This window comes from Pseudomonas sp. UYIF39 (genome assembly GCF_029963765.1).
Taxonomy (GTDB): domain Bacteria; phylum Pseudomonadota; class Gammaproteobacteria; order Pseudomonadales; family Pseudomonadaceae; genus Aquipseudomonas.
Genome location: NZ_JALBYU010000003.1, coordinates 331,394 through 345,641, shown reverse-complemented (window position 1 = coordinate 345,641; position 14,248 = coordinate 331,394). Strand labels below are relative to the sequence as shown.

Genomic DNA, 14,248 nt, shown 5'->3' with positions numbered 1-14,248 from the left:
CGGGCGCTATAGCGCAGGGATTGAGATTTGCGGGTTTGAAATGGTGTGCAGGTGTCACATAATCTTGACGACTAAGTTGGCGCCTGTGCAGAAAAATCCTTGCTCAGGCCATCGATCTCTCCTGTTTCGGGCCTTTATATGCGTATCAAAGTCCACTGCCAGAACCGAATCGGCATCCTGCGTGACATTCTCAACTTGCTGGTGGAGTACGGGATCAATGTCGCACGCGGCGAGGTTGGCGGTGAGCATGGCAACGCGATCTACCTGCATTGCCCGAACCTGATCAACATTCAGTTTCAGGCATTGCGTCCGAAATTCGAGTCGATTGCCGGGGTGTTTGGCGTCAAGCGTGTAGGGCTGATGCCCAGCGAGCGTCGGCACATGGAGCTCAATGCGTTGCTCGGCGCATTGGAGTTTCCGGTGCTGTCGATCGACATGGGTGGCTCGATCGTCGCGGCCAACCGCGCGGCGGCGCAGTTGCTCGGCGTGCGGGTGGATGAGGTGCCGGGGATTCCGCTGTCGCGTTATGCCGAGGATTTCGACTTGCCAGAACTGGTGCGCGCCAACAAGTCACGGATCAACGGCTTGCGGGTGAAGGTCAAGGGCGACGTGTTTCTCGCCGACATCGCGCCACTGCAATCAGAGCATGACGACAGCGAAGCCATGGCTGGTGCGGTTCTCACGCTACACCGCGCCGACCGGGTCGGTGAGCGCATCTATAACGTGCGCAAGCAGGAGCTGCGAGGTTTCGACAGCATTTTCCAAAGCTCGAAGGTGATGGCCGCGGTGGTGCGCGAAGCCCGGCGCATGGCGCCGCTGGATGCGCCGCTATTAATAGAAGGTGAAACCGGTACGGGTAAAGAGTTGTTGGCGCGAGCCTGCCACCTGGCGAGTCCGCGGGGCCAGTCACCATTGATGGCGCTCAACTGCGCCGGTCTACCGGAATCCATGGCTGAGACGGAGCTGTTCGGCTACGGGCCCGGCGCTTTCGAAGGGGCGCGGGCAGAAGGCAAGCTCGGGCTGCTGGAGCTGACGGCGGGCGGTACGCTGTTTCTCGATGGTGTCGGGGAAATGAGCCCGCGCTTACAGGTGAAATTGCTGCGTTTCCTGCAGGACGGTTGTTTCCGTCGTGTGGGCAGCGATGAAGAGGTTTATCTGGATGTGCGGGTGATCTGCGCGACGCAGGTCGACCTGTCCGAATTGTGCGCGCGGGGTGAGTTTCGGCAGGATTTGTATCACCGTTTGAACGTGCTTTCACTGCACATCCCGCCACTGCGCGAATGCCTCGATGGTTTGACGCCGCTGGTGGAACACTTCCTCGATCAGGCCAGCCGGCAGATCGGTTGCCCGCTGCCGAAACTGGCGCCGGCGGCGATGGAGCGGCTCAGTCACTACCATTGGCCGGGCAATGTCCGGCAATTGGAGAACGTGTTGTTCCAGGCGGTTTCCTTGTGCGAAGGCGGGACCGTCAAGGCCGAACATATTCGCCTGCCGGACTACGGCGTGCGTCAGCCGCTTGGCGATTTCTCGCTCGAGGGCGGATTGGACGAGATTGTCGGGCGTTTCGAGAAGGCGGTGCTGGAGCGTTTGTATTCCGAGCATCCGAGCAGTCGGCAACTGGGCAAGCGATTGGGGGTTTCGCATACGACCATTGCCAATAAGTTGCGCGAGTACGAAGTCGGCAAAGAACCCGGCAGCGCCTAAGTCCTGTAGCAGCTGCCGAGCCTGCGAGGCTGCGTTCGGGTGCGAAGCAGTCGTAAAACCTTCACCGCGGTGTATCAGTAAAACCTTGCATACCGGGTTTACGGCTGCTTCGCAGCCGTACGCAGCCTCGCAAGCTCGACAGCTGCTACAACAACGCGTTGAGCCTAAGAGTCGGCACTTGCCGCGAAGCGGCATAACACCGCCGGTTTTTCGTCTTTGACACAATCCCCGTTTCCCCTCTGAACCCCTCAAGTCCTTTGTTTGCCGGGCCCTGCGCCGCCAGAAATAAGTTGGTCTGCAAATTGCTTGTGGCTCAGCAGTACAGCGGTGGGCGGCAAACGTCCGGCATGCAGAGGAAAGAGTGTGGACAAGTACCTTTATGTGGCAATGACCGGCGCCAGCCAGAATGCACTGGCGCAGAAGGCTCATGCGAACAACCTGGCGAACATCTCCACCAACGGTTTCCAGAAAGACCTGGAACAGGCGCGTTCGATGCCGGTGTTCGGCGACAGCTTTCCGGCGCGTGCGTTTGCCCTGTCCGAACGTCCGGCCACCGATTTCTCCCCTGGCGCCTTGGTGGAAACCGGTCGCGACCTCGATGTCGCGGTGCAAGGCAATGGCTGGATCGCCGTGCAGAACCCTGACGGCGGCGAAAGCTACGTGCGCACCGGCAGCCTGAACGTCGACGCCCTGGGCGTGCTGCGGGCCGGTAACGGTATGCCGGTGATGGGCAATGGCGGGCCGATTGCCGTGCCACCCGAGCAGCAAGTTGAAGTGGGCGAGGACGGCACCATCAGCATTCGTGCGATGGGCGAAGGTCCGCGCGTGATGGCGGAAGTCGACCGCATCAAGCTGGTCAACCCTGACTTCAAGAACATGACCAAAGGCCTGGACGGTTCGATCCACACCAAGGACGGCAAGCCGGCGCAAGCCGATGCCGGCGTCAAACTGGTGTCCGGTTTCCTTGAGTCGAGCAACGTCAATGCCGTGGAAGAGATGACCTCGGTACTGGCCCTGGCCAAGCAGTTCGAACTGCACATCAAGATGATGAACACCGCCAAAGAAGACGACCAGGCCATGGCTCGGGTCTTGCAGATCAGCTAATTATCAGAACGTCGCGCCGTAAAACAGGCGCACGAGGAGAATCGAATGCTTCCGGCTCTATGGGTTGCCAAAACAGGTCTGTCCGCCCAGGACACCAACCTGACGACCATTTCCAACAACCTGGCCAACGTGTCGACCACGGGTTTCAAACGTGACCGTGCCGAGTTCCAGGACTTGCTCTATCAGATCAAACGCCAGCCAGGCGCCCAGTCGACCCAGGACAGTGAACTGCCGTCGGGTCTGCAATTGGGTACCGGTGTGCGCATTGTTGGCACCCAGAAAAACTTCACCGCCGGCAGCCTGCAAACCACCGAGCAGCCGTTGGACATGGCCATCGACGGTCGCGGTTTCTTCCAGATTCTGCAGCCGGACGGCACGACGTCCTACACCCGTGACGGTACGTTCCACCTGGACTCCAACGGTCAGATCGTGAACGCCAGCGGCTTCGCCCTGGAACCGGCCATCGTCATCCCGAACGATGCCCAGACCTTCACCGTCGGTCGCGACGGCACCGTGTCCATCACCGTTGCCGGCAACCCGGCATCCCAGGTGATCGGCAACCTGCAAACCGCCGACTTCATCAACCCTGCCGGTCTGCAGGCCGTGGGCAACAACCTGTTCCTGGAGACCGCTGCCAGCGGCGCGCCGCAAGTCGGCACCCCGGGCCTGGCCGGTTTCGGCACCACGCTGCAGAACACTCTGGAAACCTCGAACGTCAGCACCGTTGAAGAGATGGTCAACATGATCACCACTCAGCGCGCTTACGAGATGAACTCCAAGGTGATCTCCACCGCCGACCAGATGCTCTCGTTCGTAACGCAGAATCTGTAATCAAGTCTATGAGGCGGCCATCAGGTCGCCTGCAATACCGTGAGGTAGGGTCATGAATCGCTTCGTATCTGTTCTGGCACTGAGTGGGATCGCCGCGCTTTCGGGTTGCGTCGGTCCGACGCCCAAGCCCAATGACCCTTACTACGCCCCGGTGTTACCACGCACGCCGTTGCCGGCTGCGGCCAACAACGGCTCGATCTACCAGGCCGGTTTCGAACAGAACCTGTACAGCGACCGCAAGGCGTTCCGGGTCGGCGACATCATCACCATCACCCTGAACGAGCGCACCCAGGCCAGCAAGAACGCCAATTCCCAGGTGGGCAAGACCAGCAAGACCAGCATTGGCCTGTCCTCATTGTTCGGCAGTACACCCAACATAAATAACCCGCTCGGCAACGGCGACCTGACTCTGGATGCCGGCTACAGCGGCGACCGCGCGACCAAGGGCGACAGCAAGGCCGGGCAGGGCAACAGCCTGACCGGTTCGATCACCGTGACTGTCGCTGACGTGTTGCCCAACGGCATCATCGCCGTGCGCGGCGAGAAGTGGATGACGCTCAATACCGGTGACGAGCTGGTGCGGATTGCCGGGCTCGTTCGCGCTGACGATATCTCGACGGACAACACCGTTTCGTCGACCCGTATCGCCGATGCACGCATCACCTATTCGGGCACCGGTTCGTTTGCCGATGCGAGTCAGCCAGGCTGGTTCGACCGTTTCTTCCTCAGCCCGCTGTTCCCTTTCTAGGTGGCTACGTTGAACTTCAAACACCTGATGGTGGCCACCCTGTTGCTGTCCGCAGCCTTCAACGCTCAAGCCGAGCGGCTGAAGGACATCGCCAGTATTTCCGGCGTGCGTACCAACCAATTGATCGGCTACGGCCTGGTGGTCGGGCTTAACGGCACCGGTGACCAGACGACGCAAACCCCGTTCACCCTGCAGACGTTCAACAACATGCTCTCGCAGTTCGGCATCAAGGTGCCGCCGGGTTCGGGCAACGTGCAGTTGAAGAACGTCGCGGCGGTGTCGATCAGTGCTGATTTGCCGGCGTTCGCCAAGCCAGGTCAACAGGTCGACATCACCGTAGCGTCCATCGGTAACTCCAAGAGTCTGCGCGGCGGCACCTTGCTGATGACGCCGCTCAAGGGCATCGACGGCAATGTCTATGCGATCGCTCAGGGCAACCTGGTGGTCGGCGGTTTCGACGCCGAAGGTCGTGACGGTTCGAAGATCACCGTCAACGTTCCATCGGCCGGTCGCATCCCGGGCGGTGCGTCGGTCGAGCGTTCGGTGCCGAGCGGTTTCAACCAGGGCAACAGCCTGACCCTGAACCTCAATCGTTCGGACTTCACCACCGCCAAGCGCATCGTCGACAAGATCAACGACATGCTCGGCCCTGGCGTTGCCCAGGCCCTCGACGGTGGTTCGATTCGCGTCAGTGCGCCACTTGATCCGAGTCAGCGCGTCGACTATTTGTCGATCATCGAGAACCTTGAAGTCGACCCGGGTCAGGCGGTGGCGAAAGTCATCATCAACTCGCGGACCGGCACCATCGTGATCGGCCAGAACGTCAAGGTTTCACCGGCCGCCGTGACCCACGGCAGCCTGACCGTGACCATCACCGAAGACCCGATCGTCAGCCAGCCCGGCCCTCTGTCCAATGGGCAGACGGCGGTCGTGCCGCGCTCGCGGGTCAACGCGCAGCAGGAAGCCAAGCCGATGTTCAAGTTCGGCCCGGGCACCACCCTCGACGAAATCGTGCGTGCGGTGAACCAGGTCGGCGCGGCACCGGGTGACTTGATGGCGATCCTCGAAGCACTGAAACAGGCCGGCGCGTTGCAAGCCGACCTGATCGTGATCTGAGGGCGGCGACCATGGATATGCGCAAGGGTGGATTGGGGGTCAGCAGCAACGATTCGGGTTCCTATTCGGACCTCAATCGCTTGAATCAGCTCAAGGTCGGCGACAAGGACAGTGACGCGAACATGCGCAAGGTTGCGCAGGAATTCGAGTCGCTGTTCCTCGGTGAAATGCTCAAGTCCATGCGCTCGGCCACTGAAACGCTGGGCCAGGACAATCCGCTCAACACGCCGGCCGCCAAGCAATATCAGGAAATGTACGACCAGCAGTTGGCCGTTTCCATGTCCCGTGAGGGGGGTGGTATTGGTCTGGCTGACGTGCTGATGCGTCAGATGTCGAAGAACAAACCGCTGGCCCCGGGCGAGGCCGCTGCCGCGTCAGCCGCCAAGCAAGCTGCCGCGAAAGCCGCCGTGGAAACACCGATTGCCGCCGGTACGGTCGCCACCAACGGGCCGTTGTCGCGCCTCAATGGCGAGCGTCCGTTGTGGGCTTCGCGCTCGGTCAAATCGCCAGCCAGCGCGGGCGAGGGCTCTCATCGCAATGACATGGCGCTGATCAATCAGCGGCGTCTGGCGCTACCGCCGAAACTGGCCGACCGCTTGCTCGCAGGGTTGGTGCCGTCGGCATCGACCACTGCTGCGACCGCCACGACGGCGCAGAACAACATCCAAATGCCGCAGAGCACCAAGACCGGTGCCGGTCCCCTGTACAACGGCGATTGGCTGGCTTCGCAAACGGATCCGACATCCAGCGGGCGCCTGCAGGTTTATGGCCGTGCCATGGCTCAAATACCCCTGGCACCGGCGAAGAAAGCGTTCAGTTCCGCCGACGAATTCGTCAACACCATGCTGCCGATGGCCAAAGAGGCCGCCGAACGCATTGGCGTCGATCCGCGTTACCTGGTGGCACAGGCCGCCCTGGAAACCGGTTGGGGCAAATCGGTCATGCGTGCTCAGGATGGCAGCAGCAGCCATAACCTGTTCGGCATCAAGGCCGGCAGCAATTGGAAAGGCGATTCGGCGCGGGCGATCACCAGCGAATTCAGGAACGGCGAGATGGTCAAGGAGACGGCTCAGTTCCGTTCCTATGACTCTTACAAGGACAGCTTCCATGACCTTGTGACGCTGCTGCAAACCAACAATCGCTATCAAGATGTTGTGAAGTCGGCCGATAACCCAGAACAGTTTGTGCGCGAGTTGCAAAAGGCCGGTTACGCAACCGACCCGGACTACGCAAGCAAGATTTCGCAGATAGCCAAGCAGATGACGAGTTACCAGAACTACGCTGCGGCGGGCGCTACCACCACGCCTCTATAGGCATTAGCTATAAGGTCTGAACCATGAGTTTGCTCAACATCGGGATGTCGGGGCTGTCAGCCAGCCAATCGTCGTTGATGACGACGGGTAACAACATCGCCAACGTCGATACCGCGGGCTACTCGCGTCAGCAGACCGTGCAGGGCACCAAAGCCTCGCAGCAGTTCGGCAATGTCTACATCGGTACCGGCACGACCCTGGCTGATGTACGTCGGGTGTACAACAGCTACCTTGATGCCCAACTGCAGACCACCACGTCGCTCAACAGCGATTCGGCCGCGTACCTGGGTCAGGTCACGCCGCTGGACAAACTGCTGTCGGACAGTGGCACTGGCCTGAACGGCGCACTGACCAAGTTCTTCGCCTCGGTGCAGAACGTCAACGCCAAGCCGGGTGACGACGCTTCACGCCAGCTGCTGCTCAGCGATGCCCAGGCCTTGAGCAACCGTTTCAATTCAGTGTCCAGCCAATTGAACGCGCAGAACGCAAACATCAATGGCAACCTGACGAACATGGCCGATCAGGTCAACAAACTGGCTGCCACCGTGGCGCAGTTGAACCAGAAGATTACCGAGATTTCCAGCTCTGGCGGCATGCCGAACGAGCTGCTCGACGCCCGTAACGAGACCGTACGCCAGCTTTCGACCTTTACCGGCGCGCAGATCGTCGAGCGTGAAGGTAACGTCGATATCTATCTGGGCAGCGGCCAGCCGCTGGTCATGGGCAACACCGTCAACAAACTCGAAGTCGTGCCGGGCAAAGACGACCCGAACCGCTTGGCGCTGCAACTCAATCGTGGTTCGAGCACCATCGATATCACGTCGATCATGACCGGTGGCGAAATCGGCGGTTTGCTGCGCTATCGCAGCACCGTGCTCGACCCGGCCATGAACGAACTCGGTCGCGTCGCTCTGGTCGTCGCCGATCAGATGAACAGCATCCAGGCTCAGGGCATCGACAAGAACGGCGACTTCGGTTCGAACCTGTTCAACAGCATCAACAGTGCCGCGCAGATGGCTCAGCGCAGCATCGCTTCCACCGGCAACAGTGTCGGTTCGGGCAACTTCGATGTGAGCATCGAAGACACCGGCAAGCTGACCATCAACGATTACAAGGTCACGTTTACCAGCGCCACCGACTACACCGTGCAGCGCCTGCCAGACAATTCGTCTATGGGCAGCTTCAGCACGCTGACCACGCCACCGCCGGTGATCGACGGTTTCTCGATGACGCTCGGCGGTGGCACTGCCGCCGCTGGCGATACCTTCAAGATCACCCCGACCCGTAACGCGGCCACCAACATCAAGACCGAGATGACCGACTCCAAACGTCTGGCCATCGCGGCACCGTTGGGTGCGGCTATTGCAGCGAGCGGCAGTGGCAGCGGCACCCTGACGATCCCGGCGAGCGGTCAACCAACCCTGACCACCCAGTTCGATATCTACGACGCGGCGACCACCACCGCGATGCAGAACGGCCTGAAAAACTCCACGCCGACCAAGGTGGTATTTGGTGCGGTGTCCGCCGACGGCACCAGCCAGACCTACCAGTTCCTGGATGCCAAGGGCGGGTTGATCAGCAGCGGCACCATCAAGCCAGGTGAGAGCAACACCCTGAACCTGAGCATTCCGCTCAAGGATGCCACGGGGGCGCCGATCCCGCCTGCGCCTGCCACTCAGTACACCGCGACCTTCAGCATGACCTTCGCCGGTGCCCCGAGCAACGGCGCGGCAATTAACGTCTCGCTCAGCCAACCGGGCAGCCTGGACAACCGTAACGGTACAACGCTGGCCGGTTTGCAGACCGCACAGACCGTGGACACCGCCTCCGCCAGCAAAGGCATTTCCCTGAGCGACGCCTACGGCAAACTGGTCGAAGGTGTTGGCTCCAAGGCCGCCCAGGGCAAGCTCGACAGCGCCGCGACCGAAGCCATCCTGGCGAACGCCAAAGGTGCGCGTGACTCGCTTTCGGGTGTCGACCTCGATGAGGAAACCGGCAACCTGGTCAAGTATCAGCAGTACTACACCGCCTCTTCGCAGATCATCAAGGCTGCGCAGGAAATCTTCAGCACACTGATCAACAGCATTTAAGGAGTCGTAGCTCATGCGCATTTCTACCGCCCAGTTTTACGAGTCCTCGGCTGCGAACTATCAGAAGAACTTTGCGAATGTGGTCAAGAGCAGCGAAGAGGCCAGCAGCCTGGTTCGCGTGAACACGGCCGCCGATGATCCGGTCGGCGCTTCGCGCTTGCTGCAGTTGGGGCAGCAGGCTTCGATGCTTGATCAGTATGCGACCAACACCAACACCCTCAAGGCGACCCTGGGTACGACCGAGGCGGTGATGACCAGCATCAACAACGTGCTGACCCGCGCCAAGGAATTGGCTGTCAGTGCCGGCAATGCCGGGTACACCGACGCCGATCGCCAGGCCACGGCTTCGGAGTTGGGTCAGATTGAAGAGCAACTGCTGAGTCTGATGAATACCAAGGATGAGAACGGCAAGTACATTTTCGCCGGCTCGAAGGGCGATACCGCGCCGTTCTCGCGCAACAACGACGGCACTTACAGCTACAACGGCGACCAGGTCACACTGGACCTGGCAATCGGCGACACCATGTCGATGGCGACCAACAGCACTGGATGGGATGCGTTCCAGCAGGCGATTAACACGAGCCGTAGCCAGGTCACCATGACGGCGCCAGCGGTGAACGACAATCGCGTAGTGTTGAGCGACGGCCAGGTTTCGTCGGACGTCTCCTACAACAGCAAATTCCGCAGCGGCGAGCCGTATACCGTGGATTTTGTCAGCGGCACCCAGTTGAAGATCACCGACTCGGCCGGCAACGATGTGACCTCTGAAGCCAGCCAGGGCGGCGCATTCGATCCAGCCAGCAAAATCGGGCAGGCCGTGAGTTTTCGCGGTGTAGAGCTGACACTGAACCTCAATCTGCAAACCGGTGATGTGCCGGGTACCGTGCTGCCAGGTCACACCTTCACACTGGCGGCCAAGCCTGATACGTTCACCGCGACCCGCAGTCCTGGCAACCCGTCGGCGGCGCAGGTGACCGGCAGCAGCATCACCAACGCGGCCGATTATCACGCCAGTTTCCCGAGTGGTTCGGCCATCGTGAAGTTCACCAGCGCTACCGCTTTTGACCTGTACGCAGCGCCTTTGACGGCTGACAGCAAGCCAGTGTCCAGCGGCACCATGGTTGGCAGCGTCGCCACTGCATCGGGTGTGAGTTTCACCCTGAGCGGTACGCCGGGTGCTGACGATCAGTTCAGTGTGGCGGTCAACACGCACGGAACCCAGAACATTCTGGATACCGTGAACCAGTTGAAAACGGCGTTGAATACACCCACCAACGGTAACCCGGTGGCAGTCCAGCAGCTGCAAGCATCCCTGGCAGCGGGCCTCGGTAACCTGGCCAGCGGCACTGACCAATTGTCCAGCGCGTTGAGTTCGGTGGGTGGTCGTGGCCAAGCCCTGGCCACCCAGAGCGATACCAACCAGAGCCTGACCCTGGCCAATGCCCAGACTCAATCGTCGATTCGTGATTCCGATCCGGCTGAAGTGATGACCCGTCTGACCTTGCAACAAACCATGTTGCAGGCTTCACAACTGGCCTTCAGCAAGATTGCTCAGTTGGGCTTGTTCAACAAGGTCTGAGTCAGTGCCTGTCGAGCTGCCAACCGTCTTTTCCTAAGCGGTTCCGTGGCCTCTGCCTGAAAGGGGGGAGGCCCGCCGCTCGAGAGTTTCCCGTCGTGAATCAACGCCCCCTCGTCAGTATCGTTATCCCTGCCTTCAACCCGCGCTTTTTCAGCCAGGCGCTGGAAAGTGCGCTCGCCCAGACCTACGAGCAGATCGAGATCGTCATCTGCGACGACTCCTCCAGCGACGAGATTCGCGACATCGTTGACAGCTTTGCCGAGCCGGCGCACCCGATTCGCTACCTGCGTAATCCACACCGTTTGGGCTTGCAAAAAAACGTGCTGCGTTGCGTAGAAGAAGCCCAGGGCGAGTTCATCAAAGTGCTGTGCGACGACGACCGTCTGTTTGCGCCGAGTATTGCCTTGCAGGCTCAGGTGTTGATCGACCATGCCAATGTCAATCTGGTGGTTGCCCTGCGCATGTTTAATGACGCCGGCAATTTTCTGCTGCCGCCACGGGTAGGCAACTGCCGCTTCGCGCCTAACGATGCGTTGCTCAAGGGCGACGATATGTTGGCGATCTTCGAGGGCACGCCCAAGAATTTCCTCGGTAACTTCAGTTCGACCCTGATGCGCCGCGCCGATGTGTTGGAGTTGTTGCCGACGCTGATTCAGGAAGGCGCCGGTTTCGTCGCCATGCTCGATTTCGCCCTGTTCGTGTGCCTGATGCGTCGCGGTAATCTGGTGTCGCTCAGCACGGTACTGAGTACCGAGCGACTGTATCCGGAACGCCTGAGCAAGACCCCGGAGATGGTCGCGGCAGCGGCAGTCGAGTGGAGCTGGCTGGCACAGATGCTGGCGGCGCGCAGCGGTGAATCGGCGCCGGCGTCGGGCTGGGTACGCTATATCGAACTGGCCAGAATCACTGACCAGCCCCATGCCTGGGAAGAGTTGTGCGTCGTGCGAATTCTGGGTAACCGCAATACCGTGATTGACGGTCGGGTGGGCGGGGAAAGCGAAAGTTACGCCGACTTCTATCGCGAGTGGCTGGCGATCCGCCGGTTCTCGGATGTCGAGAAGCAGCATATGCCGAAGCGTATCGACAGCTGGGCCTTGCGCCCGCAGATCGTGCCGATCGTGATCGACAGCGACGCTGACAGTGCTGCGCTGAATACGACGCTGCAGAGCATCAGTGCTCAGCTCTACGCCCCCCAGGCGGTGGTGGTGCTGTCCGATGCGTTCTGCGCAGCCGACGATCGCGTCGTGCAGTTGCCTTTCCAGGCAGATTGGGTGCAACAGCTCAACGCTGTGGTGCCGCAACTGGAGGGGGCCCACTGGTTTTATCTGTTGCGGGCCGGCGACACCTTGCGTGAGTCCGCTCTGCTGGTTCTGGCAGAACGCATAGCAGGTGTTGCGGGCATCCTCTGTGCCTACAGCGACGAGGGTGCACTGCTCGATGGAGAGTCGATCGACCCGGTGTTCAAACCCGATTTCAACCTCGACCTGATGCGCGCTTATCCCTACGTCGGGCGAACCCTGGCCTTTGAGCGTCAGCGCTTCATGGCGTTGGGCGGTTTTGATTCGGCTCACGGTGAGTTGGCGCCCCATGATCTGTTGTGGCAACTGGTGGAAGAGGCCGGGCCGCAGACCATTGAACACATTGCCGAAATCCAGGTGGAGTCCGGCCAGACCTTCGCCGAATGGTTGTCGTTACCCGAAGTGATCGAGCGCAACGCCGTGATGGTCGGCGCGCACTTGGATCGTATCGGTGTGGCACACGCTATCCGGCACGAAGAGCTGCCGCTGATCAACCGCATCGACTATCGGCATGGCGCGCGTCCGCTGGTGTCGATCATCATCCAGACAGGTGATTCGCTGTTCGCATTGCAGCGTTGCATCGAAGGTTTGATCGAGCGCACCGCTTACACCCAGTACGAAATCCTGATCGTTGATAGCGGCACTGACGATGCGGCGATGCTCGATTGGCTGGCCGCGATGGCGCAACTGGGCGTTGCCATGTTGCGGGTGCTGCGTTACGCGGGTGACGCCAACGACGCGGCGATCCGCAACTTCGCCGCGAGCCTGGCGCGCGGCGAGTACTTGCTGCTGCTCAGTCCTCAGGCGGTGATTTGCGATAGCGACTGGCTGGACGAATTGCTCAACCATGCCCAGCGTCCCGAAGTGGGGGTGGTGGGTGCCCGACTTCTCACTCCTCAGGGCTCGATCGTCAGCGCCGGGTTGATTCTCGGATTGGCCGGGCCGGTCGGTTCGCCATTTGCCGGTGAGGTCTCCAACTGTCGCGGTTACATGCAGCGTTTGCATGTGACCCAGAACTGGAGTGCGGTTCGCGACGATTGCCTGATGGTGCGCAAGGAGGTTTTCGATAGTCTGGGCGAACTCGATGAGGTGACGTTTACTCAGGGCCTCAGCGATGTCGACTTGTGCCTGCGAGCGAACAAGGACGGTTACCTGGTGGTCTGGACGCCGTATTCCAGTGTGGTGCTGGCCCCGGAAGACGAGTCGCCGGTGCAGCCTTCGACGTTGGCTGTGCGCGAGCTTGAACAAGAAACCTTTTATCGCAAATGGCTGCCGAAGATCGCCAAGGATCCGGCCTACAGCCCGGCGCTGAGCCTTGGGGTTTCCAGTTTCAGCCTGGAACCTTCGCTGCGCAATAACTGGAATCCGTTCTGCAGCCGCGCATTGCCATTGATCCTCGGTCTGCCGGTCAACAGCAGTGCGGTCGGCCACTACCGGGTGACCGCGCCGCTGGCGGAGCTCGAAGCGGCCGGGCGAGTGATCGCGCGAGTGGCTTACGAGTCGCCGTCGACCGTGGAGATCGAGCGTTTGTCGCCGGACACCATTGTTCTGCAGGGGCGTTACAGCGAAGGCGCCGCCGGCGACATTCTGCGGATAAAAAAATATTCCAGCGCCCTGCGGATCTTCGAACTCGACGACTACATCGTCAGCGCACCGAAGAAAAATACCCACGCCCGCAACAAGCCGCTCAACACCGAACAGATGCTGCGCGACGGCATTGCCCTGTGTGATCGGGTGGTGGTGACGACTCAGCCATTGGCCGATGCCTTGTCGAGCATGCACAGCGAAATTCGCGTGGTGCCGAACATGCTATCGCCGCACCCTTGGGCGACGCTGACCAGCCGCCGTCGAACCTCCAGCAAACCGCGCGTTGGCTGGGGTGGTGGCACCAGCCACTCCGGTGATCTGGAGATCATTGCTGAGGTAGTGCGAGAGTTGGCGAACGAAGTCGAGTGGGTATTCTTCGGCATGTGTCCGGAAGGGTTGCGGCCGTACGTCCACGAGTTCCACTCCACCATTGGCTTGCAGAGCTATCCGTTCAAACTGGCGAGCCTGAACCTCGACCTGGCGCTGGCGCCGCTGGAGTTCCACATCTTCAACGATTGCAAAAGCAATCTGCGGTTGCTGGAGTACGGTGCTTGCGGTTATCCAGTGATCTGCACCGACACCGAGGCCTATCGCGGCCACTTGCCGTGCACCAAGGTCTACAGCAACAGCACGGACGAATGGCTGCAAGCGATCCGCATGCACTTGGCCGATCCGGATGCGAGCTACCGCATGGGCGATGAACTACGAGAAGCGGTACATCGTGATTTCATGCTGCGTGGCGATAACCTCAACCACTGGTTGTGGGGCTGGCTGCCGGACTGACTCCGTCGCTGGCCATCAACCTTCAAGAAAACGTCCGAACGCAGCCCGCGTCCGGACGTTTTTTATGTCCTGTGCAATTGGCTCACTTCCTGCAA

At 60.5% G+C, this 14,248-nt stretch carries 9 protein-coding genes; all 9 read left to right on the top strand.

Annotation, left to right across the window (positions count from 1 at the left end):
* Positions 1 to 138: 138 nt before the first annotated feature.
* The 9 genes from MO767_RS06460 to MO767_RS06420 all read left to right on the top strand — a co-directional run bounded on the left by MO767_RS06460 (position 139) and on the right by MO767_RS06420 (position 14,153).
* Positions 139 to 1,704, top strand: a complete 1,566-nt coding sequence (locus MO767_RS06460) for a sigma-54-dependent transcriptional regulator (RefSeq protein WP_282479852.1) — start codon at positions 139 to 141, stop codon at positions 1,702 to 1,704.
* 363 nt (positions 1,705 to 2,067) lie between these two features.
* The gene (locus tag MO767_RS06455) at positions 2,068 to 2,808 is read left to right on the top strand and encodes a flagellar basal body rod protein FlgF (RefSeq protein WP_282479851.1); all 741 of its coding nucleotides are present in this window, start codon (positions 2,068 to 2,070) and stop codon (positions 2,806 to 2,808) included.
* Positions 2,809 to 2,853: 45 nt separating this feature from the next.
* Positions 2,854 to 3,639, top strand: coding sequence for a flagellar basal-body rod protein FlgG (flgG, locus tag MO767_RS06450; RefSeq protein WP_056742138.1), 786 nt, complete (start codon positions 2,854 to 2,856; stop codon positions 3,637 to 3,639).
* Positions 3,640 to 3,691: 52 nt separating this feature from the next.
* Positions 3,692 to 4,387 carry a flagellar basal body L-ring protein FlgH gene (gene flgH / locus MO767_RS06445; protein WP_282479850.1) on the top strand — a complete coding sequence of 232 codons (696 nt, stop codon included), beginning with the start codon at positions 3,692 to 3,694 and terminating at the stop codon, positions 4,385 to 4,387.
* Between the two features lie 27 nt (positions 4,388 to 4,414).
* Positions 4,415 to 5,503, top strand: coding sequence for a flagellar basal body P-ring protein FlgI (locus MO767_RS06440; RefSeq protein ID WP_282479868.1), 1,089 nt, complete (start codon positions 4,415 to 4,417; stop codon positions 5,501 to 5,503).
* A gap of 11 nt (positions 5,504 to 5,514) precedes the next feature.
* Complete coding sequence (flgJ, locus tag MO767_RS06435; protein ID WP_282479849.1) at positions 5,515 to 6,816, top strand: flagellar assembly peptidoglycan hydrolase FlgJ; 1,302 nt, start codon at positions 5,515 to 5,517, stop codon at positions 6,814 to 6,816.
* 23 nt (positions 6,817 to 6,839) lie between these two features.
* Positions 6,840 to 8,906 (top strand): flagellar hook-associated protein FlgK, encoded by a 2,067-nt coding sequence (gene flgK / locus MO767_RS06430; RefSeq protein WP_282479848.1) that lies wholly within the window; start codon positions 6,840 to 6,842, stop codon positions 8,904 to 8,906.
* A 13-nt stretch (positions 8,907 to 8,919) separates the two neighbouring features.
* Positions 8,920 to 10,485: a flagellar hook-associated protein 3 gene (locus MO767_RS06425; RefSeq protein ID WP_282479847.1), complete on the top strand. Its 1,566-nt coding sequence runs from the start codon at positions 8,920 to 8,922 to the stop codon at positions 10,483 to 10,485.
* Between the two features lie 95 nt (positions 10,486 to 10,580).
* On the top strand, positions 10,581 to 14,153 hold the full coding sequence (locus MO767_RS06420; protein WP_282479846.1) for a glycosyltransferase: 3,573 nt from the start codon (positions 10,581 to 10,583) through the stop codon (positions 14,151 to 14,153).
* Positions 14,154 to 14,248 lie beyond the last annotated feature (95 nt).